Source organism: Proteus sp. fly-1067 (assembly GCF_040139345.1).
GTDB classification, from domain to species: Bacteria; Pseudomonadota; Gammaproteobacteria; order Enterobacterales; family Enterobacteriaceae; genus Proteus; species Proteus vulgaris_B.
In genome coordinates this window covers 819,756-842,113 of record NZ_JBEEUL010000001.1, presented here as the reverse complement: position 1 = coordinate 842,113, position 22,358 = coordinate 819,756, and the positions used below count along the sequence as shown (strand labels likewise).

Annotated in this window: 19 protein-coding genes and 2 pseudogenes; 9 read left to right on the top strand and 12 right to left on the bottom strand. The window is 37.3% G+C overall.

The window, feature by feature from the left end; all coding sequences use genetic code 11:
• Positions 1–285 precede the first annotated feature (285 nt).
• Both ABN217_RS03845 and tonB read left to right on the top strand, forming a co-directional pair.
• Positions 286–468 carry a YciY family protein gene (locus tag ABN217_RS03845; RefSeq protein ID WP_072067982.1) on the top strand — a complete coding sequence of 61 codons (183 nt, stop codon included), beginning with the start codon at positions 286–288 and terminating at the stop codon, positions 466–468.
• Positions 469–581: 113 nt separating this feature from the next.
• Complete coding sequence (gene tonB, locus ABN217_RS03840) at positions 582–1,301, top strand: TonB system transport protein TonB (protein ID WP_196553121.1); 720 nt, start codon at positions 582–584, stop codon at positions 1,299–1,301.
• 113 nt (positions 1,302–1,414) lie between these two features.
• Here tonB and yciA read toward each other — a convergent pair whose 3' ends face one another.
• Positions 1,415–1,846: an acyl-CoA thioester hydrolase YciA gene (gene yciA, locus ABN217_RS03835; RefSeq protein ID WP_072067984.1), complete on the bottom strand. Its 432-nt coding sequence runs from the start codon at positions 1,844–1,846 to the stop codon at positions 1,415–1,417.
• Between the two features lie 205 nt (positions 1,847–2,051).
• Positions 2,052–2,600: pseudogene (locus ABN217_RS03830) on the bottom strand (septation protein A); the annotation flags it as partial.
• 310 nt (positions 2,601–2,910) lie between these two features.
• On the opposite strand from ABN217_RS03830, the gene ABN217_RS03825 reads away from it, so the two are divergent.
• Positions 2,911–4,728, top strand: a complete 1,818-nt coding sequence (locus tag ABN217_RS03825; protein ID WP_349459084.1) for a SulP family inorganic anion transporter — start codon at positions 2,911–2,913, stop codon at positions 4,726–4,728.
• A gap of 110 nt (positions 4,729–4,838) precedes the next feature.
• On the opposite strand, the gene ABN217_RS03820 is transcribed toward ABN217_RS03825, so the two are convergent.
• The gene (locus ABN217_RS03820; RefSeq protein ID WP_072067987.1) at positions 4,839–5,609 is read right to left on the bottom strand and encodes a YciC family protein; all 771 of its coding nucleotides are present in this window, start codon (positions 5,607–5,609) and stop codon (positions 4,839–4,841) included.
• Positions 5,610–6,042: 433 nt separating this feature from the next.
• On the opposite strand from ABN217_RS03820, the gene ompW reads away from it, so the two are divergent.
• Positions 6,043–6,690 carry an outer membrane protein OmpW gene (ompW, locus tag ABN217_RS03815; RefSeq protein WP_072067988.1) on the top strand — a complete coding sequence of 216 codons (648 nt, stop codon included), beginning with the start codon at positions 6,043–6,045 and terminating at the stop codon, positions 6,688–6,690.
• Positions 6,691–7,363: 673 nt separating this feature from the next.
• Here the strand turns inward: ompW and ABN217_RS03810 are convergent.
• The 6 genes and pseudogenes from ABN217_RS03810 to ABN217_RS03785 form a co-directional block, all read right to left on the bottom strand.
• A complete protein-coding gene (locus ABN217_RS03810) occupies positions 7,364–7,678 on the bottom strand; it encodes a BON domain-containing protein (RefSeq protein ID WP_072067989.1) in 315 nt (104 codons plus the stop codon).
• Positions 7,679–7,953: 275 nt separating this feature from the next.
• Positions 7,954–8,760 (bottom strand): tryptophan synthase subunit alpha, encoded by an 807-nt coding sequence (gene trpA, locus ABN217_RS03805; RefSeq protein ID WP_349438916.1) that lies wholly within the window; start codon positions 8,758–8,760, stop codon positions 7,954–7,956.
• Positions 8,760–9,950: a tryptophan synthase subunit beta gene (gene trpB, locus ABN217_RS03800; RefSeq protein WP_036937130.1), complete on the bottom strand. Its 1,191-nt coding sequence runs from the start codon at positions 9,948–9,950 to the stop codon at positions 8,760–8,762. The genes trpA and trpB overlap by 1 nt, the downstream gene beginning before the upstream one ends.
• 39 nt (positions 9,951–9,989) lie before the next feature.
• Complete coding sequence (gene trpCF, locus ABN217_RS03795; RefSeq protein ID WP_349459083.1) at positions 9,990–11,345, bottom strand: bifunctional indole-3-glycerol-phosphate synthase TrpC/phosphoribosylanthranilate isomerase TrpF; 1,356 nt, start codon at positions 11,343–11,345, stop codon at positions 9,990–9,992.
• Positions 11,346–11,349: 4 nt separating this feature from the next.
• Positions 11,350–12,943: pseudogene (trpD, locus tag ABN217_RS03790) on the bottom strand (bifunctional anthranilate synthase glutamate amidotransferase component TrpG/anthranilate phosphoribosyltransferase TrpD).
• Positions 12,943–14,520 (bottom strand): anthranilate synthase component 1, encoded by a 1,578-nt coding sequence (locus tag ABN217_RS03785; RefSeq protein WP_349459082.1) that lies wholly within the window; start codon positions 14,518–14,520, stop codon positions 12,943–12,945. Before ABN217_RS03785 ends, trpD begins: the two are co-directional and overlap by 1 nt.
• Before the next feature lie 308 nt (positions 14,521–14,828).
• On the opposite strand from ABN217_RS03785, the gene rnm reads away from it, so the two are divergent.
• From rnm to ABN217_RS03765, 4 genes are all read left to right on the top strand, one after another.
• Positions 14,829–15,689, top strand: coding sequence for an RNase RNM (gene rnm, locus ABN217_RS03780; RefSeq protein WP_072067996.1), 861 nt, complete (start codon positions 14,829–14,831; stop codon positions 15,687–15,689).
• Between the two features lie 24 nt (positions 15,690–15,713).
• Positions 15,714–16,334: an L-threonylcarbamoyladenylate synthase gene (locus tag ABN217_RS03775; RefSeq protein WP_072067997.1), complete on the top strand. Its 621-nt coding sequence runs from the start codon at positions 15,714–15,716 to the stop codon at positions 16,332–16,334.
• A 402-nt stretch (positions 16,335–16,736) separates the two neighbouring features.
• Positions 16,737–17,660, top strand: a complete 924-nt coding sequence (rluB, locus tag ABN217_RS03770) for a 23S rRNA pseudouridine(2605) synthase RluB (protein WP_036937111.1) — start codon at positions 16,737–16,739, stop codon at positions 17,658–17,660.
• A gap of 176 nt (positions 17,661–17,836) precedes the next feature.
• Positions 17,837–18,787, top strand: coding sequence for a hypothetical protein (locus ABN217_RS03765; RefSeq protein ID WP_196553114.1), 951 nt, complete (start codon positions 17,837–17,839; stop codon positions 18,785–18,787).
• 27 nt (positions 18,788–18,814) lie between these two features.
• Here ABN217_RS03765 and cobO read toward each other — a convergent pair whose 3' ends face one another.
• Both cobO and ABN217_RS03755 read right to left on the bottom strand, forming a co-directional pair.
• The gene (cobO, locus tag ABN217_RS03760; RefSeq protein WP_196553113.1) at positions 18,815–19,405 is read right to left on the bottom strand and encodes a cob(I)yrinic acid a,c-diamide adenosyltransferase; all 591 of its coding nucleotides are present in this window, start codon (positions 19,403–19,405) and stop codon (positions 18,815–18,817) included.
• A gap of 19 nt (positions 19,406–19,424) precedes the next feature.
• Positions 19,425–20,186, bottom strand: a complete 762-nt coding sequence (locus ABN217_RS03755) for a YciK family oxidoreductase (RefSeq protein ID WP_349459114.1) — start codon at positions 20,184–20,186, stop codon at positions 19,425–19,427.
• A 213-nt stretch (positions 20,187–20,399) separates the two neighbouring features.
• Between ABN217_RS03755 and sohB the strand changes: the two genes are divergently transcribed.
• Entirely contained in the window at positions 20,400–21,446 is a 1,047-nt protein-coding gene (gene sohB, locus ABN217_RS03750; RefSeq protein WP_072068000.1) for a protease SohB, read from the top strand.
• Between the two features lie 480 nt (positions 21,447–21,926).
• Here sohB and ABN217_RS03745 read toward each other — a convergent pair whose 3' ends face one another.
• Complete coding sequence (locus ABN217_RS03745) at positions 21,927–22,175, bottom strand: YciN family protein (protein WP_072068001.1); 249 nt, start codon at positions 22,173–22,175, stop codon at positions 21,927–21,929.
• Positions 22,176–22,358 lie beyond the last annotated feature (183 nt).

The following is a 22,358-nucleotide window of genomic DNA, read 5'->3' as shown; positions in this document are numbered from 1 at the left end:
AAATGAATCGCATGGATAAGCTTAAAGGCAATTTACTAAAAATAGTTCATTATTTTTGTTATTTGCCGAATGTTGTTATTAAATCAGGATTATTATCTCTGTCAAATCTCTTTGTTAAGATATAAGCATTAAATAAGCAATAAGATACGATGTTTTATTTATTTTTCCTTTGTGAGAAATGCTCAAAGAATGAATGAAATTTAAGCAAATCATAAATCACCTCTTGGATCACAAAATGAACGTCTTATAATACACCACTTATTCGAAAAAATAGGTGCTGATAGCATGAGACACAGTAGGACTGAAGTAGCTCGTTGGCGAATGATGAGACAAGCTATACGTAAACGTCGTCGATGGTTAGAAGGGCAATCTCGTCGTAATTTCCGAATTTATAAGATGCGTAAACTGGATACTTCAAAAAAACACAGAGCACTTTTATTTGTACAGCAGATTGAATGGAACTCATAATTTCACTTTTTAACTGTTTATATCAATCATTTTGATAAACGTTATTGAATATGATTGCTATTTGCATTTAAACTAGGGGCATTGTTTTTTCTTTAGGTGAAATAAGACAAGTTATGCGTTGGAAGCTTTGGGTATTCATATCACTCTGCCTGCATGCCTCTTTGGTTGCAGCAGCAATGTTCTATGTTGTAGAGGACGAGGTCGTTACACCGGAGCCTATCTCTATACAAATGTTGGCATTTGCTGCGGATGAACCTGCTGGCGAACCAGAACCTGTGGTTGAAGAAGTCACACCGCCAGAACCGGAGCCAGTTGTCGAGCCTGAGCCTGAACCCGAACCAGAGCCTATTCCTGATGTAAAACCTGTTATTGAAAAACCGATAGAGAAAAAACCAGAACCAAAACCTAAACCTAAGCCAAAACCGGTTGACAAACCTAAGCCGCCTGTTGAACGACCACAACCTTTAGTGGTTAATAAAGGCAATGATCTTAAAAATCTTAATCCAACGGCTAAGCCAAGTGATAAAGGTGATGAGAAACCTGTCGCAGTAGCAAGCAGTGGCGAAGGTAGAGTACCTAACGTTGTACGCCAAGGTTTACCCGAATATCCTTCACGTGCACGAGCAGTCGGTATTGAAGGTTCAGTGAAAGTACGTTTTGACGTTGATGCTGATGGGCGAGTCGATAATGTAGAAATTGTTTCTGCTGATCCTAAAAATGTGTTTGAACGTGATATTAAAAGAGCCATGCGCCAATGGCGATATGAAAAAATTCCTTATAAAGGGAAAGTTATCGTTATCGAGTTTAAATTAACAGGTGTTTCAGCAAGCTAAAATACAATGTAGATATTAGATCTCAGATAAATAAAAAGGCACTTTAATCAGTGCCTTTTTTAGTGTTTAAAATGTCAGTGTCTTCATATCATTTGTTTTAATCGACGAGCTTGTTATTCCATTGTACTTGTTAATGTGAAGTGTGCTTTACCTTCAGGTAAGCGACGAGCTGCATTGTTTTCATCAACAGCAACATAAGTAAACACCGCTTCAGTTGCACGATAACGTTGTCCAACAGGTTCAGTTGCAACCTTCTTAACCCAGACTTCAATATTCACAGTAATTGAAGAATTACCTGTTTTTAAGCAACGTGCATAACAGCAAACGACATCGCCAACCGCAACAGGTTTAAGAAAGGTAATGCCTGTTACACTAACAGTAACGACACGACCTAACGCAATTTCTTTTGCTAAAATTGCACCACCGATGTCCATTTGAGACATTAACCAGCCACCGAAAATATCACCATTGGCGTTTGTATCAGCAGGCATGGCAAGGGTACGTAAAACGAGCTCACCATTAGGCAAAGATTGTTGTTCAGTCATGGAGAATTATTATCTGTAAATGTTTAAACCAAGGAGACATCTACTCATCTACTTCAAGTTAAATATGATGAGTGTACATCTCCCAATAAAATAAATGTGATTACTCAGATTTTGAATGAGCATCGTGTGATGACGGTTTAGATGCTTGTTTTGTCATATCATCTGATAATGTGTGTTCAGTATTTTGTGTGGCTTCTTCTTCAGTTTGTTCTTCTGGTAAACGATTATTCCAGATATAAACTACACTGGCGATAGTAAAGATAAAGGTCAAAATGGTTAAACCGAAGACTTTAAAATTAACCCAAGTCTCTTCAGGTAAAGAGAATGCCACGTAGATATTACCTAAGGCACAAGCAAAAAAGAAAATCACCCAAGCTATATTTACTTTTTTCCAATTAACCGCTGGCATGGCAAGCTCTTTACCTAACATTCTTTCCATTAATGTTTTAGGTGTAAATAGCTGCATACCAATTAATACAACAGCAAAAATGGCATATATGGCAGTGACTTTCCATTTAATAAAATCTGCAGAATGGAAGAAGATAGTTAATGAGCCAAAAATAGTGACAACAATAGCCGTAATGAGTGGTGCTTTTTCAACTTTATGGAACATAAGCCACGTCAAGCCGACTGAAATCCACGTGGCGACAATTAACGCACCTGAAGCGTAGAAAATATCTTGCCATTTATAGAAGATAAAAAACACTAATAGTGGAGCGAAATCAAGTAATTGCTTAAGCCAGCCATTTTTCATAACAAATAGGAACCTATGGTAATTAAATTCATAAACTAGGCTATTCTAATGCAAAGCGACAGAAAATGGGTAAACAATTGCATATCTTTAATTATGAAGTGCTGATTTATATAAAAAGCACTGTTTTTCTCTAAAATAACTCAATGAAAAATCAACGTAATTGCATTTAGGGATAGCTGAAGTTAAAGCTTAAGTTATGAAAGAGGATTTAAATATCACTCTAGTATATGATTCAGTAACTCATCAACATTATCGCCACTTTTTGATGAATGCATAAATATAAAAAAGTATTTCTGATAAGAGGAAATCAATGAACGGAAAAAGAATAATAAAATGGATGCCAGGATTAGGCTTATTGTTTAATTATAAGCGTGATTATTTTGGCTATGACTTAAAAGCTGGGCTTTCTGTTGCTGCCGTTGCATTGCCGGTCGCAATTGCTTATACCGAATTATTAGGGATTAACCCGATTGTTGGGTTATATGCCTGTATTTTTCCGATGATTATTTATGCGTTGTTTGGCACATCGCGTCAGCTAATTACAGGGCCTGATGCAGCAACCTGTGCTGTTATTGCTGCTGTAGTTATTCCATTATCTGCTGGTGATGAGAATGCTAGATGGCAACTTGCAATTATTATGACGGCAATGACGGGATTTTGGTGTATTTTAGCCAGCCATTTTCGGCTAGGGGCTTTTACTGATTTTCTATCTCGACCTATTTTGCAGGGGCTTTTAAATGGTGTCGCGATCACTATTATGGTTGGGCAAATCAGTAAAGTATTTGGTTTTGATACATCACCTGATCATTTAATTGAAAAATTAATTGAAGTTCCATTTCGATTAATGGATGCGCATTTACCCACCGTGTTAATGTCTGCGATAACATTAGCGTTATTATTGGGTATTCGGTATTTTCGAAGCCGTTGGCCAGCACCTTTAATTGCTATGGTCGTGATGACGTATTTAAGTTGGCAATTTGATTTAGCAAGCTTTGGCATTGCTATCGTAGATAAAGATGCAGGTAATGTTGATCTGTTTTTACCTGTTGTATCCATGACGGGATTTCATCCAGGTGTCTTGAGAGAATTGTTAGTTCCATCTATAAACTTGGCGGTTATTAGCTTTGTTAGTTTTATGATGACTGCCCGCAGCTTTGCCAGTAAGAATGGTTATGATGTCGATGCAGACCAAGAGTTAAAAGCGTTAGGTATTGCCAATATTGCGGCCGCGCTTTCTCAAGGATTTGCGGTAAGTGCGGCAAGTAGCCGTACTGCAGTCAATGATTCTGTTGGTGGGAAAACGCAATTAGTTTCTATTATCGCAGCACTGGTTATTTTGCTAGTACTATTATTTATGACCGATTTTCTCGCCTATATTCCATTATCATCATTGGGGATTGTGTTGATTGTCTCTTCATGGTCATTATTGAGTATTCGTCATATTTGGTCTTATCGTAAACGTAATAAACAAGCATTTACATTGGCATCATTCACCTTATTAGCCGTGTTATTGGCAGGGCTAATTAACGGTATCGGTTTTGCCGTTTTATTAGGTTTGTTACAATTTTTGCGTATTGTTTTTCGTCCGAGCGATCAATTATTGGGTGTTGATGAACAAGGTATGGTTCACTCAATGAATAAAGATAATGGCATTGAACCTATTGATGGTTTAATGATGTATCGGTTTAATTCACCACTGACTTATTTTAATGTGGGCTATTTTAAAAAACGGGTACTTCAACTTGTTGATAGCGCACCTCGACGGCCAGCATGGTTAGCGGTAGATGCAGCTGTAAGCTTTACCTATGACGATGTTAGCGTGTTTGCTGCTATTGATGAGCTAATACGAGAGTTACGAATAAAAGGCGTGAAATTGGTTTTAGCTGGCCGTAGAACAGAATTAAATCGTTGGATTGAACGTAATAAAATTTCACTTAATGAAGATGATTTGATTATTGCTCCCGATCTCTATTTTGTGATCCGACTGTATCAAAGCCGACAACAAATAAAAGAAAAACAAAAAGAAGCAAGAATAGAGGCGTTAAAACAAGATGCTGAGAGCCACGATGAGGATACATCAACGGCAACAATAGTCAGCAATATACCGACACCAAAATGTGCTGATTAAGCATTATTGAGGCGTATTTTGTACAAAGAAAAATCCCGTGATATGACGTAACCTCAAAATCGGTTAATTATCACGGGATTTTTTATAGATAAAACTAAGGTATAGAGCGATTAACGCTGTTGCGTTGTGTATTTATTTTCCACCAGCATAAATAAGCGAAACAAGTAAATAATCAACCAAGCTGAAGCCATGTTTTTCAGAAAGTAGAATAAGAAGTTATGGATAATATCGGGCAATTGAATTGTGAGATTACCCACAAAACCAATACCGAACTGCAATAAGATCCAAATCCCTAATGCGGGGATAAGTGAACCTGATTCACCAAAGCCTATTCTCCATCCTAAACGAATAGCACTTCCCATATTCTGTTGGCGTACTAGCACAACTGGCGCTAATGCAAAGCCAATCAGCAAAATGATACCTGGAATGATCATCACCATAAAGCCCGCACTAATCAAAATAGAGCATAAGACAATCAATAAAAACATTTTCGGTAGGCGAGGTAGGCTAGCATTAGCTGTTTGACCTAGAGTGACGCTATGACCTGAGGAGATAGCCATAGCAAACATCAGTAGGGTAAGCACGAGAATACTTTGCTGGAGTGTTTCAAATAAATAGAGCACTAAGACTTTTTTGGCAACACCCACGACACTGTTTGACATAGCTTCTAATTCAGCAGGAGAAGTAGAAGAAAGTTGTGTGTTTTTAAAATTGGCAACAAATTCAATCATCAATTGGTACTCTTGGGGAGTTGGACCAACTAAGACATGAATGATCGCTAAAATAACAGCAAGAATAGCGGAAAGAGTAACAATGCTACGTTGTTCATTCTTATAAAAATTAAGGCTGTCGCGGTAGATTGTGCGTGCCGTGGTAGGCATGAAACTGCTCCTATAAAAATAGACTAAGTCAATGTGCGCCATTGTACCTTTTACAACAGCAAAAAGGGATATTTTCTATCAAACCGCTTACTAAGCTTATTTTTTGATATTAACAGCCACAGTACATTCATTATTTAAATTAAACAAAACATTATTTTAACATAAAGATAACTTTATTTTTAAATATGCCTTTTTAGGATGTTTTTTATTCAAAAAATATTACTAAAAATAAATTTAATTATAAGAAAAAATTGTATTAATGTGTAATTTGATGTGGATCAATTATAAATAATTGTATTGATAAATAATAAAAAGAGAAATAACACTTTCTGCAAAAATAATTCCAAAGTTGTGATCGGTATTAGATCATAATTATCAATAAATGGTTATATTTTTAGCGGAGATTTTACTTATTACAGGAATGGGTTAAATAATGAAAAAACTTTCTGCGCTTATTTTAGCGGCTGCAACTCTTGCGCCTTCTATTTCTTTTGCTCACCAAGCGGGGGATTTTTTATTCCGTGCAGGTACTGCAACTGTTCGTCCTAATGCGGGTTCTGATGCAATATTAGGTGGCGACCATTTTGGAGTAAATAATAATACTCAATTAGGTTTAACCTTTGGGTATATGATCACTGATAATATCGGTGTTGAATTATTAGCCGCAACACCATTTGAGCATAAAATTTCATTAAGTGGTGTGGGCGAAATTGCAAAAGTTAAACATTTACCACCAACATTAATGGCGCAATATTACTTTGGTAATGGTGAAGATAAATTACGTCCTTATTTAGGTGCTGGCCTTAACTTTACCACTTTCTTTGATGAGAAATTCAATAACAATCCAGCAGTAGATGGCTTAGGCTTGAATGGGCTTGATCTTAAGGATTCATGGGGCTTTGCAGCACAAGCGGGTTTAGATTATAACCTCGATAAAAATTGGATGCTGAATGCTTCTGTTTGGTGGATGAATATCGAAACAAAAGCAAGATTCAACAGTGAAGTTGCTAATAAAGACTTTGATGTTAAAACACGTTTAGACCCATTTGTATTTATGTTTGGTGTGGGCTACCGTTTCTAATTATTCTTTCTTTAAAAGAATATCTCATAATGAAAAAGCGAAGTTTATCTTCGCTTTTTTTATGTTTTAAATTCACAAGACAACTCTCATTTTTAGATTATCAAAAGATACCATTTTATTATTAATACTTAAAACAAGAGTCATTTTTAAATAATGTTAAATAAATAAAGATGCATTTAAAATGGAACATATAATGTTTAAATATCTTTTAAGGTGTATTTTATATGCATCTTAAAGCTCAACTATAAATATAATGAGAATTATTTATTTCTATTTGTTAATAATAAATAGCATTGTAATCGATAAAATCGAGTATTTTGTAGATGCATTTAAAATGCATCTTTGTATTTAATTTTAGTAAAAGCGTGTTATCTATCAACGGATAGATGAGATTAATAGAGAAATAAAAAGGCTTAGAAAAGTTTCGTACAGATAATAACTAAGTGGTTTGTTATTGAACGCAAAATGATTAGAGAACCTTTTGCTTTGCTCTTTTTATGAGTTTATTTTTAGGGTGAGACAAAAGCGGGCTATTTTTGAATGATTTGATTTTTTTGCAAAAATTGATCTGTATTATGATAGTCCGTACAAATAAACATAAATTCATAAATGAAAAAGACCACCGAAGTGGTCTAAAAAATAAAGCTAAGGGAAGACTAGAATAAAAAAGGGATCAGCGAACAACCATTGAATTGATAACGCCTTTTACACCTGTAACTTTGCGTGTTGTTTCAATGGCACGATTAGCATCCGCTTGAGAAGAAACGAAACCACTTAATTGAACTTTACCTTTAAAAGTCTCAACGCTAATTTGTGTTGAATTAAGATTTTTTTCACCGATTAGTGCTGTTTTAACTTTGGTGGTGATCACAGAGTCGTCAAAATAACCCCCAGTACCTTCTGACGTTGAAGTCGGAGAACATGCAGACAACGTAAATGCCATCAATAATGCCGCCATGACAGCGGAGATTTTTGCCCATAGTTTCATTATCAAACTCCTTATACATTGTGTAATTGGTTGAGTATTTTTGAAAAGAAAACATAAAGCGCTTTATAAAGTATGTGCAAAAAATAAAATATTGCCAAATTTTTATAGGTATTGATTATGTACTTTAAATGGAGAAAGAAGAGAGATTGCACCATTTCATGCGGACTAAGCCCCAAAAATGGACTTCAAAAGTGTGGGTCAATAAATGATGAATTAAGAGTAATCCGCTTAGAAAAATAGCAAACTATTCTCCTAAAGCGGATCGGTAACGATAGTTAAGCGAGTGTAGCCGCTTTCATTTCTTTGACAAATTGAGTAAGCGCTTTAAGCATCACTTCAGGTTGATGAAGATTTTTCTCAATAATTTGTACAACGGCAGATCCTGAAATAGCACCCGTTGCCCCATTTGCAATAGCCTCTTTGACTTGTTTTGGCTCTGAAATACCAAATCCTTGTAATGCAGGTGGCGCATTATAAGTTTTTAATTTGTCAGTAAGGTGCGTTAGCGATTGTTCAGCACGTTTATCTGTTCCTGTTACGCCTGCTCTTGAGAGTAAATAGGTATAGCCTTTACCTGAGATGGCTAATTCTTGTAAAAGCTCATCATCAGCATTAGGCGGGCAAATAAAAATAGGCTCGATATTCGCTCGCTGTGCTGCTTCTCTGAACTCTTTTGATTCACGTAAGGGCACATCACCAATTAAGACAGAATCGACACCAGCTTGTTGGCATTTACCATAAAAGTTATCAACCCCATTACTAAAAACAAGGTTGGCGTAAACTAATAGGCCAATAGGAATATTAGGATGTTTTTTACGTATGTTAGTTAATAGAGCAAAGCAATCGGTGGGTGTTACACCAACATTGAGGGCTCGTAAATTAGCACCTTGAATAGTAGGGCCATCTGCAAGAGGATCGGAAAAAGGAATACCAATCTCTAAAGCATCGGCACCACCTTCAATTAACGCATCAATAATTTGTAGTGACAGCTCAGGAGAAGGATCACCTAATGTTACAAAGGGAACAAATGCACCTTGTTGTTTTTGTGCTAATGCATTAAAGCAGTTTTGATAACGGCTCATTAGATTTCTCCTCTTGCTGCTAAAATATCGTTTACAGTAAAAATGTCTTTATCGCCACGTCCTGATAAGTTCACAATAAGTAATTGCTCTTTATCAGGATTTTGTGCAATTAATTTAAGTGCATAAGCTAGAGCATGAGAAGATTCTAAGGCTGGAATAATTCCTTCTCGGCGAGAAAGTGCTTTAAATGCTTCTATTGCTTCATCATCTGTAACAGAAACATAATCAGCGCGACCAATGCTATTTAAATGTGCGTGTTGTGGTCCAACTGATGGGAAATCAAGACCCGCTGAAATTGAATAAGATTCTTCAATTTGGCCTTCATCTGTCTGCATAATAGGGGATTTCATCCCAAAATAGATCCCTAATTTACCGTGTTTCAGTGGTGCGCCATGTTCACCTGTTTCAATACCTTTACCTGCGGGCTCGACACCAATCAGTTGCACTGACGTTTCAGGAATAAATGAAGCAAATAAACCGATAGCGTTAGAACCACCACCAATACAAGCGATAGCTGCATCGGGTAGACGACCTTCACGCTCTAGGATCTGCGCTTTAGCTTCATCACCAATCATACGTTGGAATTCACGTACAATTGTTGGATAAGGATGCGGGCCCGCTGCGGTTCCTAGTAAATAGTGAGCGCGGTCATAACAACCAGACCAGTCACGTAATGCCTCATTACAGGCATCTTTTAAGGTAGATGAACCACTATGAACGGGAATAACTTCAGCACCCATTAAACGCATACGAAAGACGTTTGGTGATTGACGTTCAACGTCTTTTGCACCCATATAGATACGACATTTCATATTAAGTAATGCGCAGGCCAAAGCAGTGGCAACACCATGTTGACCCGCACCTGTTTCTGCAATTATTTCGGTTTTCCCCATACGTTTTGCCAGTAATGCTTGACCTAATACTTGGTTAGTTTTATGAGCGCCACCATGCAGTAAATCTTCACGTTTTAGATATAAACGAGTTCGCGTACCTTCTGTTAAATTACGACAAAGGGTTAATGCCGTTGGCCTGCCTGCATAATTTTTTAATAAATCTTGGAATTCTTGCTGAAATGACGGATCGTTTTGTGCATCAATAAAAGCTTGTTCGAGTTGATCCAATGCAGGAATTAAGATTTCAGGTACATATTGGCCACCAAATTCGCCAAAGTAGGGGTTAAGTTTTCTCATTGTGATGTCATCCTGTTTAAAATTTTATTTTTATGAAATTTAGTTTCGCTGTAATTGTGCAAACACTTGATCTAGACGTTGTGCATCTTTTATGCCAGGAGCCGATTCTACCCCAGAGTTAAAATCAAGCCCGATACAGCCTGTTTTAACTGCATCTAAACAGTTTTCACTATTAAGGCCACCAGCAAGTAATGCTTTTTCACGTATTGAGTTTGGAATTTTTTGCCAATTAAACGTTATTCCTGTACCGCCTGTGCCATTATCAAGTACATATTTATTAACGTGTGAAATGGGAGAAATATCATTGTGGATTGCCATATTTATTGCTTGCCAAATCTCACAGTTAGGTTGAATTTTTTGTCTAAGTTGCTCAATAAACTGAGCATCTTCTTGCCCATGTAATTGAATGGCAGATAAATTAAGTTTTTCAGCATAGTCACAAATAAGTGCAATGGGTTGGTTTTGAAAAACACCCACAAACGCTAAGGGGGCTTGTGTTATCAACGCTTGTGCTTGTGACAATGTCACTTTACGCGGGGATTTTTCTGCGAAAATCAATCCTGCATAATAAGCACCAGCTTCATAAACTGCTTTTACATCTTGTGTACGAGTTAACCCGCACACTTTATGCTTTCCCAAAACAAGCGCTCTCACCGCTTGGTCAATATTTTCTTGTGACATTAAGGCACTACCTACCAGAAAACCATTAGCATATTGACTTAACTCTTGGACTTGCTGGTGGGTATGAATACCAGATTCACTGATCACGATTGCATCTTTTGGTGATCCTTGGCTTAGTTGTTGAGTGCGCGCTAAATCAATAGAGAGATCACGCAAATCGCGATTATTAATACCAATAACTTTAGCATTAAGCTTAATTGCTCGCTGACGCTCTTCTTCTGTACTGACTTCGGTTAATACACCCATATTTAATTGATGAGCAACCGTCGATAGCGCGTGATATTGCTCATCATCTAAGACTGAGAGCATTAATAAGATGGCATCTGCTTGATAAAAACGTGCTAAATAGATTTGGTATTCATCAATAATAAAATCTTTGCACAAAACTGGCTGATGTACGGCTTGGCTGACTTGACGTAAATAATCAAAGCTCCCTTGAAAATATTTTTCATCGGTTAATACCGAAATTGCCGCGGCATAAGGCTGATAAATTTTAGCAATCGTTGCGGGATCAAAATCAGCACGAATTAATCCTTTTGAGGGCGATGCTTTTTTACATTCTAAAATAAAAACAGTATTAGGCTGAGTTAATGCCTGATAAAACGAGCGCGTTGATGGCACTATTTGATGCGAAAATTCTGATAATGGTTGGCTTGCTTTACGTGCAATCAGAAATTCTGCTTTATCTTTTACAATGGCGTTTAATACGGTCATGTTTTTATCCTCTAGCTGCTAATGCAGTGACACGATTTATTGCTTTACCGCTATAAATGGCGTGCATGGCAACTTCAGTATTCATTTTTAAATCTTCTTGCCCATGTAAACGCATTAATAAAGCGACATTAGCTGCAACAGATTCGGTATGTGCTCTTTTTCCTTCACCTTGCAGTAAATCTGCTAATAATTGACGGTTAACTTCAGGTGTACCACCTTCCAAATCGGCCATTGAACAAGGACGAAGACCAAAATCGCTTGGTGTGAGTTCGTAACGTGTAATTTCACCATTACGTAATTCAGCGACTTGAGTCGGAGCATGTAATGACACTTCATCCATACCACCACTGTGTACCACTGCGGCACGTTCATAACCCAATACTTTTAGTGTGTCTGCAATAGGCATTAATAACTCAGGACTATAAACACCAATTAATGCTAATGGTGGACGAGCTGGATTAATCAAGGGACCTAGTACGTTAAATAAGGTGCGTGTTTTTAGTTGCTGGCGCACAGGGGCTGCAAAACGAAAACCACTGTGATACTGCGGTGCGAATAAAAAGCAAAGTCCTACTTCATCTAATAATTGACGTGCATCATCTGCACTTCTATCTAATGGAATACCAAAAGCAGCGAGTAAATCGGATGAGCCTGAGCGACTAGATACGCTGCGGTTGCCATGTTTGGCAACTTTAATACCGACTTCTGCCGCTACGAATGCGCTAGCGGTTGATATATTGATGCTGTTTGCGCCATCACCACCAGTACCAACAATATCGCAAAAAGTGTAATCAGGACGAGGAAATGGCAGTGCATTTTCAAGTAATGCTCGTACAGCACCGGCGATTTCTTGTGGATGTTCACCACGCATTTTCATACTAATTAATACAGCGGCTAATTGTGATTCTGTTAATTCACCACGGATAATCGCGCTAAACAGAGTTTGGCTTTCTTCTAATGTTAACTGCTGCGCGCTAAATAATTTGTTGAAGATAGTTTCCATTTTATGCGTCTCCTTTAGGAGTTAATGCCCATGCGATTGTTTGTTCTAAAAGTTGTGCGCCTTTGGTGGTTAAAATTGATTCTGGATGAAACTGAAAACCACAGGTTTTATGTTGACGGTGACGCACCGCCATAACAGTGTTATCGCACCACGCATTGATAATAAGTTGTTCGGGAACGTGTTCTCCAGAAAGCGAATGATAGCGTGCAACAGGTAAAGGGTTGGGTAAATTAACAAACATCTCATTGTTATCATGTTCAGCCAATGTCGCTTTACCGTGTAAGATCTCTCCACATGAAGAAACTTTTCCACCGTAAGCTTCAATGATGGCTTGATGGCCTAAACAGATGCCAACAACAGGTAATGTACCGAGTACACGCTTCAATAGTTCAGGCATACAACCAGCTTGTGAAGGTGTGCCAGGCCCCGGAGATAACAATAAAATAGGGTTATCTAGTTCATGTAATTTCTGTTCAATAAAATCGGCTGTGACGCTATTGCGATAAATGACGACGGTATTACCGAGGCTACGCAGTTGATCGACTAAGTTGTAGGTAAAAGAGTCGATGTTATCGAGAAGTAAGATAGTTGCCATTAGCAAGCCTCCTGCATTTGTACTTCTGTGTGAGCTTGCAAAATGGCATTAATTACAGCTTGTGATTTATTGCGGGTTTCTTCCGCTTCCATTTTGGGATCAGAATCGAGCACAATCCCAGCGCCGACTTGAATAGTAGCAATATTATTTTCAACATAAGCAGAGCGAATAACTATGCAAGTATCAAAATCACCAGCGCCAGTAAAATAACCAATGGCTCCACCATAGCTACCACGTTTCGTTTTTTCATAACGAGCAATTAATTGCATAGCACTGACTTTAGGGGCACCTGATAGTGTTCCCATATTCATACATGCTTGGTAAGCATGGAAAATATCTAAATCATCACGTAATTTACCTACCACTCTAGAGACTAAGTGCATCACAAAAGCATAACGATCAACTTTTGTTAGTTCTGCAACATAGCGACTGCCAGCTTGGCAAATACGAGCCAAATCATTACGCGCCAAATCAACTAACATTAAATGCTCTGAAAGTTCTTTGGTGTCAGTACGCATTTCTAGCTCAATGCGGCTATCTAAATCTGCATTAATTGAACCATCGGCATTGCGTCCTCTAGGACGAGTTCCTGCAATAGGGTAAATTTCAATTTGGCGATCACTGGTCTGATATTTCAGTGCGCTTTCTGGTGATGCACCAAAAACAGTGAATAGAGCATCTTGCATATAAAACAGATACGGGCTTGGGTTTTTCTGTTTCAACACTTGATATGCAGCAAGTGGTGAAGGGCAAGCTACTTGAAAACGACGTGATGGCACGACTTGGAAAATATCACCACGACGAATATAGGTTTTCATTGCCTCAACGATATCACCATAGCCTTTATCGTCCATATTGGCGTGTATCGCTGAACCCTCTGCTGTTAAAGCGGGGCGAATAGGGTGTTTTAATGGTTGTTTAGCTAGCGAAATTAATTCGGTTTGTCGTAAAGTGAGGCGTTGACATTCTGTTTTATCATCAGTAAATGCAATAGAAACCAACTGGCTATCTTTATTTTGATGGTCGATCACGATTAATTGTTCAGCTAAATAAAAGCAATAATCAGGGCAAGAAAAATCACTTTCTAATTCAGGAATAGACTCAAATCCGCAGACTAAATCATACGCAAATAAGCCACCAACAAAGATAAAGTTTGCATCTTTAGTGTCTTTATTAACAAGAAAGAAACGTAACGCATCAAATACGCTAGCTGATTTTAATTTGCTTTCTTCATCAGTCTCTTGTGAAGGCGTTGCAAAATTAAAAACACACTGTTTGTCGCTCTCTAACGTTAAACTAGCTTTTTCTTTTAGTGCGATTTTTAATGTTGGCAATAACGCTTGCCCATTAACGCTTAATGCATCAATAGTGACTTGATTTTTTACTGCACTGATGCGTAATGCACTATCAACAATTAATAAGCTTTTTAAGTTTGCTTTAGTGTCGATTTGTGCAGATTCTAACAATAATGTGTAGTGTTGATTTTCACATAATGTATTGAAAAGCAAAGCTGGTTCGCTGTGATAAGGCAGTGGCGTTGCCTTGGTATTAAATGGGAATGCAAGTGATGTATTCATTGTTATCGCTCTATATTATTTTCTTTATTTACTGTTTTTAAAGCATAAAAAAACCCGCGTAGGCGGGTTTTAGATATCACTGACGTTAAGCCGGAGATCAAACCGCCCATAAAAGAGTGTTGCGCCACCAAAGAGCGATAAGATGTTGATTGATATTCATAAGATCTCCTTACAGCCAACGACAGATAAATAGAAAGTGAACTAGCTCGTGTTGCGTACTAGTAAACTGGATTGCGTTAGGTTCGTCAAGTACTTTATGGCATACTCTTTAAAAATTATTATCTTGCTAAGGTAAAAAGGGAGACGTGATGACTGAAGGGCTATCTGATTTAAGAGTGATTTATGATTTACACAGCCACACTACCGCGTCAGATGGCGAGCTTTCACCAGAAGAACTGGTTGATAGAGCGATAGAGCGTCAAATTAATGTTTTAGCGATCACGGATCACGATACAACAGCGGCCATTGCACCTGCTAACCATTATATTACAGAAAAAAATCTGCCTCTTACTCTGATATCAGGTGTCGAAATATCGACTTTGTGGGAGAATATAGAAATCCATATTGTTGGATTAAATATGGATATCGACCATAACGCGATGAAATCGCTCCTTTCATCACAAAGTCAATGTCGTGAAACACGTGCGATAATGATAGGTGAGCGATTAGAAAAAGCAGGTATTGCCAATGCTTTTGAAGGTGCTAAAGCGCTAGCGCATGGTGGGCAAGTAACAAGAGGGCATTTTGCTCGCTTTTTAGTGAATGACGGACATGTTGCCTCAGTTAATAAAGTATTTAAACGTTATTTAGCGAAAGGAAAAACGGGCTATGTACCCCCGCAATGGTGCTCGATCGGTGACGCTGTCACAGCAATTCATGCTGCTGGTGGTGTTGCAGTGTTAGCACATCCGGGCCGATATGGTCTATCTTCTAAATGGTTAAAACGATTAACACTTTATTTTAAACAACAAGGTGGTGATGCAATCGAAGTGGCACAATGCCAACAACCACCACAAGAACGGGAACAACACGCAGCATTAGCTCAATCTTATGAGTTAAAAGCTTCGTTAGGTTCTGATTTTCATCGTCCTTGCTCGTGGATAGAGTTGGGGCGTAATTTATGGTTACCCGGTGGCGTTGAACCAGTTTGGTCGCTATGGCAGGAGTAACATTAGATATTCGTTGAGGGATGTATGAGCCAACTTTTTTATATTCACCCTGATAATCCGCAGGCTCGTTTAATTGAACAAAGTGCTGATATTTTACGCAAAGGCGGAGTGGTGATTTATCCAACAGATTCTGGCTATGCTATTGGCTGTTGCTTAGAAAATAAAGATGCAATGACGCGGATTTGTCGTATTCGTCAATTAGATAAAAACCATAATTTCACACTGATGTGTCGCGATCTATCAGAAATCGCTAATTACGCTTATGTTGATAACGTGGTATTTCGATTAATAAAAAATAACACTCCAGGTAATTACACCTTTATCTTAAAAGCAACTAAAGATGTACCAAAACGTTTGATGAATGATAAACGTAAAACGATTGGCTTACGTGTTCCTTCTAACCCTATTGCATTAGCATTGTTAGAAAATATTGGTGAGCCATTGATGTCAACTAGCCTGATTTTACCAGGTAATGATTTTGCAGAGTCTGATCCTGAAGAAATCAACGATTTATTAAGCAAACAAGTGGATTTAGTGATCCATGGCGGCTATTTAGGTCAAAAGCCTACAACAGTCATTGATTTAACAGAAGATAGCCCGGTGATAATCCGAGAAGGCACTGGAGATATTACTCCATTTCAGTAAATGATTTGGCCGATTAAACTAAATATCGATTCGATAGATGCATAATAAAGAAATTTATCGTGAGATAAAGAGATAAAAGGTGAAGGGATTTACCGCTTGTGTTAAATTTATACATTGCGATAAAAATCACGGTGCTTGTTTTTAAAATCGGTTATGTCAATGCGCGTTTTCGTTGAAACGCTACTATACATAACAAAAAGAAGTAAAACCGTCATGCTATTTTATCGAGACTATTTATCACAATGTTGATGTGAAAAGCATCAACATTGTTCACTATTGAATCAATAAGCCTATGTTTATGAGTGAATTTAATAAACATGGGTTATTTTTTACTTAATTGATTTTTTTAAAAATTAATTCTATTTTTATGACGCCTGTGAAGGCGACACATGAGGTTGTTTCATGAGCGATAAATCGCAACGTACTGAAAAATTACAAAAAATTCTGGCTCGTTCTGGCCACGGCTCTCGTCGTGAGATTGAGGGTTACCTTCAAGAAGGACGTATCAGCATTGATGGTACAAAAGCAAAATTAGGTGATCGTATTGATGTCACCACAACAGCAAAAATCCGCTTAGATGGTCGTATTTTAAATATTCGCGAAGCCCAAAAAGATGTTTGTCGAGTGTTAGCGTATTACAAACCTGAAGGTGAACTGTGCACTCGTAGTGACCCACAAGGCCGTCCTACCGTTTTCCAACGTCTTCCTCGTCTTAACAGTGCTCGCTGGATCGCTGTTGGTCGTCTTGATGTGAATACCAGTGGATTATTGTTATTTACAACAGATGGTGAATTAGCTAACCGTTTAATGCACCCAAGCCGTGAGGTTGAACGTGAATATGCAGTTCGTGTTTTCGGTGAAATTGATGACGCTAAAATTCGTCAATTAACTCGTGGTGTGCAATTAGAAGATGGCCCAGCATCATTTCGCTCTGTTTCTTATCGTGGTGGTGAAGGGATTAACCAATGGTACAACGTTTCACTGACAGAAGGCCGTAACCGCGAAGTTCGCCGTATGTGGGAAGCTGTTGGTGTTCAAGTAAGTCGTCTTATTCGTGTTCGCTATGGTGATATTGATTTACCTAAAGGCTTACCACGTGGTGGTTGGGTAGAACTTGGATTAGAGCAGATTAACTACTTGCGTCAACTGGTTGAATTAAATGATGAGACAGTAACAAAAGTGGCGGTAGAAAAAGACCAACGTCGAATTAAAGCAAATCAAATTCGTCGTGCGGTTAAGCGTCATACTAAAATATCAGCTCGTACCTCTACGTCACCTGCAAAAAGAGCGTCAAGTCGTCGTCAGTCAGCTGGAAATAATAAGTAGTTTTCGAATAATTATTTATTAATTTAAATTAAAATATCATTTTTCATTAAGAGGCAACCAATAAACATTGGGAGCCTCTTTTTTGATGACTTTATTTTTATTATAAATATATCTATGATAGTTATATTGTTTCCACGATATAAATTGATATTTAACGATAAGGTATTCAAAATAATATGTATCGTTATTTTTATTTGATAGCAGCATTATATATAACCTCTTTAGTCACGGGGTGTGATTATCCCGCAATAAGAGAAAAGCAAAATGGTGTTTTCTACATCAGTAATAACCAATTAGAACTTTTAGAGTTTAAAATTGATAATATTAAATTTGTAATGGGAAAAGGTGAAGTAAAAAAAATCAAACTAAATAATGGTGAACATGTACTTGTTGATGGGCAAGGCAAACAAAGTATATTTATGGTTTATCCGGGAAATCGGGGCGGCATAATTAATCCTAATAGGGATATATATTATAGTTTTACAGCATTATTTAAACAAGAATATACTCCATCTGAAGAGATGCACATAGAGGAGCGTACTGTATGGGTAAATGGTATACTTTTAAGAGGTGCGATAAATAGCTCAGATTCTCTCTTTATTGATAATAATATATTTAATTGTGATATTCCAATCGATGAATCATTACCTACTTATTTATCTGATTGGGAAGGTAATGAAAAAGTAAATGTGTTGACCAAATGTTTTACAAAAAATGATTTCCATCAATATATTATTAAGTTTCCCTATGGTATTAAATTTTATTCAGAGCGTGATTTATTAACCCAATATAAAGCAGAAAATCAATTTAACTGGATCGATGAAAATAATACACGAACAGATAGTTTATCTCCGTTAGAAGCTAACTTTAGTTTCAGTGATGAAAACTTAATGAAAGAGGCAATAAGTATCCACGAAATAGTTAAAAAATATTTAACATCGAGAAACTCTACTGAAAGAATATTATTTTATGATGAGTATCATAAACATATTATGAAGATGGCAATACTCTATGATCAACAAATAAGAAGACATATTTTTGTTGATAGAGAGATGTATTTAGATTTTATTAAAAAAAATGGACGCATATTTGGTGCGGGTATTTTAGGAGAGCCCATTCTTATGTAATGTTTAGATTGCGCTTGTTACTCAGAGTTACCAATCTATGCCTTGTTGTGCTTTTATCCCACTATCAAAAGCATGTTTGACAGGACGCATTTCTGTCACCGTATCAGCTAACTCAATTAATTTTCTATGGCAGCCTCTCCCTGTAATAATAACGTTTTGGTGCGCAGGGCGAGAGCTAATCGCTGAAATAACCTCATCTAATGGTAAATAGTTAAAGCTAATCATATAGGTAATTTCATCAAGGATAACTAAATCATACTCTGGGTTGTTAAGCAGTTTGAGTGCATATTGCCATGTATTTAAGCAAGCAGTTGTATCAGTACTTTTATCTTGAGTTTCCCAAGTAAAGCCTGTCTCCATGACATAAAAAGGCACACCAAATTGTTCTAATAAATTACGTTCACCGTTCTCCCATGTTCCTTTAATAAATTGCACAACACCGACTTTTTTTTGATGACCAACAGCACGTGTCGCTGTGCCCATCGCTGCCGTCGTTTTACCTTTACCATTACCTGTAAATATCATCAAAATACCTTGTTCTCGTTGAGCTTGCTCAATTCGGGTATCTACTTTCTCTTTTAAACGTTGTTGGCGTTTTTGGTGTTGTGCATCATTCATTTTTGACCTCGAGTTTATGTTATTCAGCAGGGCCAGCTTTACGGCCTGGTTGGGCATCTAAAGATTGTCCTTTTACATCAATGCTGTCATCACTCATCAAGTAGAGATACAACGGCATTAAGTCTTTAGGTGTTTTTAGCTTTTGTGCATTTTCATCAGGAAACGCACTGGCTCTCATTGCGGTACGAGTGCCACCAGGATTAATGCAGTTAATTCGTAAGGTGCTATCGTTATATTCTTCATTGAGTACCTGCATAAAGCCTTCTGTTGCGAATTTGGAAACAGAATAAGCGCCCCAACCGTAACGACCTTGGCGCCCGACACTGGATGTGGTGAGAATAAGACTTGCATGAGGGGCTTTTAGCATTAAAGGTAACAGTGCTTTAGTCAGCATGAATGTCGCGTTGACGTTAACTTGCATAACATCATGCCAAAGGTTACTTGGTTGATTAATGATTGGTTCAACAACACCTAGCAGACCTGCATTTTGTAGCACACCATCAAGGTGAGGAAAGCGTTTAACAAGCGTATCAGCAAATTGCTGAAAATCATTTTCAGTTGCTGTAAGTAAATCAAGGGGATACAACATCGGTTGTTGTCCTCCTGATGTAATGATTTCTTCTTGAACATCTTCAAGTTTTGATAAAGTACGGCCTAATAAGATAAGTGTTGCGCCATATTGCGCATAAGTTAGTGCGGCTTCTTTTCCTATGCCATCACCAGCACCAGTTACTAGAATAATTTTATCTTTTAGCACGCTATAATCCGGTTGATATTGCAACATATTGATATCCTGTCTAGTAAAAAGTAAATAAAGTGTAACGTCTTATTTGTCTAGCGACCAGTTTAGTCTAGTTTTTTGTTTACAATTTATGGCTATTTTCTTTATGGTATTGCCCATAATTATGCCTTTGTGACTAGCGCTAGAGCAGAATTTCGTTAAACTAGGCATATTGGTTTTAGTCAGTGTTATTAACCTTAAAAAGAGGTCTTTGTGGAGTATATTTTACAATATGGACTGTTTTTAGCAGAGATCGCCACGGTTGTCGTGGCTATTATCGCTATTGTGTTGTTTTTTATCGTTATTGGAAATAAGAAGCAAAATCGAAAAGGCACGTTAAAAGTGACAGATCTTGCTGAAGCTTATGAAGAAAAACAGCGGGTAATGCAACAAGCGAGAATGGATGATGCTGAATTAAAGGTCTGGTACAAAGCGTTTAAAAAACAGCAGAAAAAAGAAAATAAACAAAGTAAAAACAATGCGAAAGAAGGTAAGAAAGGCGTTGTAAAACCTTGTTTATATGTTCTTGATTTCAATGGTAGTATGGATGCGCATGAAGTAGGTGCATTACGTGAAGAGATCAGTGCCATTCTTTCTGTTGCCCAAACCGGTGATGAAGTTTTACTCCGTTTAGAAAGCCCAGGTGGTATGGTTCATGGATATGGGCTAGCTGCTGCGCAATTAACACGTTTAAAAGAAAAAGGCATTAAACTTACTGCGGTTGTCGATAAAGTCGCCGCAAGTGGTGGATATATGATGGCCTGTGTGGCTGATAAAATCGTCGCAGCACCTTTTGCGATTATTGGCTCAATTGGTGTCGTTGCTCAAATCCCTAACATTCACCGATTGCTTAAGAAAAATGATATTGATGTTGAGTTACATACTGCTGGTGAATATAAACGTACATTAACTTTGTTGGGTGAAAACACAGAAGAAGGTCGTGAGAAATTTAAACAAGATTTAAATGAAACACACTTGTTATTTAAATCTTTTGTACATAAATACCGCCCTCAACTTGATATTGATAGTGTCGCGACTGGAGAATATTGGTACGGCACAGAAGCATTGAATAAAGGCTTAATTGATGAAGTTGGTGTGAGTGATGACTGGTTAATTAATCACATTAACGACTATGAAGTCTTTTCTGTTCAATATGTTCTTAAAAAGAAAATGGTTGAACGTGTGACGGGCGGTGCAATGGAAAGCGTTGATAAATTGATGATGCGCTGGGTTCAAAGAAGTAAAAAACCATTGCTATAACCCAAACGAGTACACAAGATTAAGCTTTATTTAGCGATACCGAGAATTTAAAACTTAAAGCTTGGTATCGCTGTTATTTTCCCTTCTTGTTTATCAACACTTCTTGAATTTTTCAAACCGCTATTTTGATGTCTTATTGGCAAATCGTATTGCAATAAGGCAAAAAAAAGCCAGTGAAGTATTCACTGGCAATCAAAGAAATAATTGATATTGCTTAACAACAACAGGGTAAATATTTCCTCTTTCTAGGAGGTGCCAATATAGCGGTAAAAACAAAATAAAAATAATTGATATTACTGATTATATTAATAGGTAGGTATAATCATAAACATCAGAAAACAATAAATCGCCTTCCTTTTTTGCATTTTTATTCTTTGTATGTGATTTTTTATGCTAGTTATTTTTTTGAAAAAGCAATAACTGGCAAGTAACGCCTCTTTCTCGATAGTGAGATTAAGTGTGAAATAATCCTAACGGCGATTATTCTAAATGATACTTATCTGATAACACATGTGCTAAATGCTTAAACATATTAAAAGCCGCAGTGCTTTTTGCTGTAGGTAAACCTTGCTCATCTAAAAAAAATTCGCCTTTAAATACGAGGACATTACCTTTTTGTTCAACAGAATCTGCATGCATACCTTGTAAATAATCTTCATGTTCACATATGATTTTATTCGCTTTTTCAAGTAGCATCTCTGTTGTAATCGGTGTAGTTTGTGTTGACATAATTTGTGCTCCTTAGAAAAATAATTTGTTGCGCCTCACTTTTTATCAGGTAGAGTGTGGCATTTTTAAAAGCTTAGCTACGCTATATGTAGCAAATATAATTTGCCCGTTGCCCGATCAAAGCAGTGAGGTGATTAAAATACCTCAAAAAAAGTAATGAGTTTTGAGCTCAAACAAAAGCTT

What these genes read in the sequence shown, in the direction of transcription:
- rnm (WP_072067996.1), top strand. Translation starts at nt 14,829, where the DNA reads ATGACTGAAGGGCTATCTGATTTAAGAGTGATTTATGATTTACACAGC.
- ABN217_RS03810 (WP_072067989.1), bottom strand. Translation starts at nt 7,678, where the DNA reads ATGAAACTATGGGCAAAAATCTCCGCTGTCATGGCGGCATTATTGATG.
- ABN217_RS03745 (WP_072068001.1), bottom strand. Translation starts at nt 22,175, where the DNA reads ATGTCAACACAAACTACACCGATTACAACAGAGATGCTACTTGAAAAA.
- trpA (WP_349438916.1), bottom strand. Translation starts at nt 8,760, where the DNA reads ATGAGCCGTTATCAAAACTGCTTTAATGCATTAGCACAAAAACAACAA.
- cobO (WP_196553113.1), bottom strand. Translation starts at nt 19,405, where the DNA reads ATGAATGATGCACAACACCAAAAACGCCAACAACGTTTAAAAGAGAAA.
- trpB (WP_036937130.1), bottom strand. Translation starts at nt 9,950, where the DNA reads ATGAGAAAACTTAACCCCTACTTTGGCGAATTTGGTGGCCAATATGTA.
- ABN217_RS03785 (WP_349459082.1), bottom strand. Translation starts at nt 14,520, where the DNA reads ATGAATACATCACTTGCATTCCCATTTAATACCAAGGCAACGCCACTG.
- ABN217_RS03825 (WP_349459084.1), top strand. Translation starts at nt 2,911, where the DNA reads ATGAACGGAAAAAGAATAATAAAATGGATGCCAGGATTAGGCTTATTG.
- ompW (WP_072067988.1), top strand. Translation starts at nt 6,043, where the DNA reads ATGAAAAAACTTTCTGCGCTTATTTTAGCGGCTGCAACTCTTGCGCCT.
- trpCF (WP_349459083.1), bottom strand. Translation starts at nt 11,345, where the DNA reads ATGACCGTATTAAACGCCATTGTAAAAGATAAAGCAGAATTTCTGATT.
- yciA (WP_072067984.1), bottom strand. Translation starts at nt 1,846, where the DNA reads ATGACTGAACAACAATCTTTGCCTAATGGTGAGCTCGTTTTACGTACC.
- rluB (WP_036937111.1), top strand. Translation starts at nt 16,737, where the DNA reads ATGAGCGATAAATCGCAACGTACTGAAAAATTACAAAAAATTCTGGCT.
- ABN217_RS03845 (WP_072067982.1), top strand. Translation starts at nt 286, where the DNA reads ATGAGACACAGTAGGACTGAAGTAGCTCGTTGGCGAATGATGAGACAA.
- tonB (WP_196553121.1), top strand. Translation starts at nt 582, where the DNA reads ATGCGTTGGAAGCTTTGGGTATTCATATCACTCTGCCTGCATGCCTCT.
- ABN217_RS03820 (WP_072067987.1), bottom strand. Translation starts at nt 5,609, where the DNA reads ATGCCTACCACGGCACGCACAATCTACCGCGACAGCCTTAATTTTTAT.
- ABN217_RS03765 (WP_196553114.1), top strand. Translation starts at nt 17,837, where the DNA reads ATGTATCGTTATTTTTATTTGATAGCAGCATTATATATAACCTCTTTA.
- ABN217_RS03775 (WP_072067997.1), top strand. Translation starts at nt 15,714, where the DNA reads ATGAGCCAACTTTTTTATATTCACCCTGATAATCCGCAGGCTCGTTTA.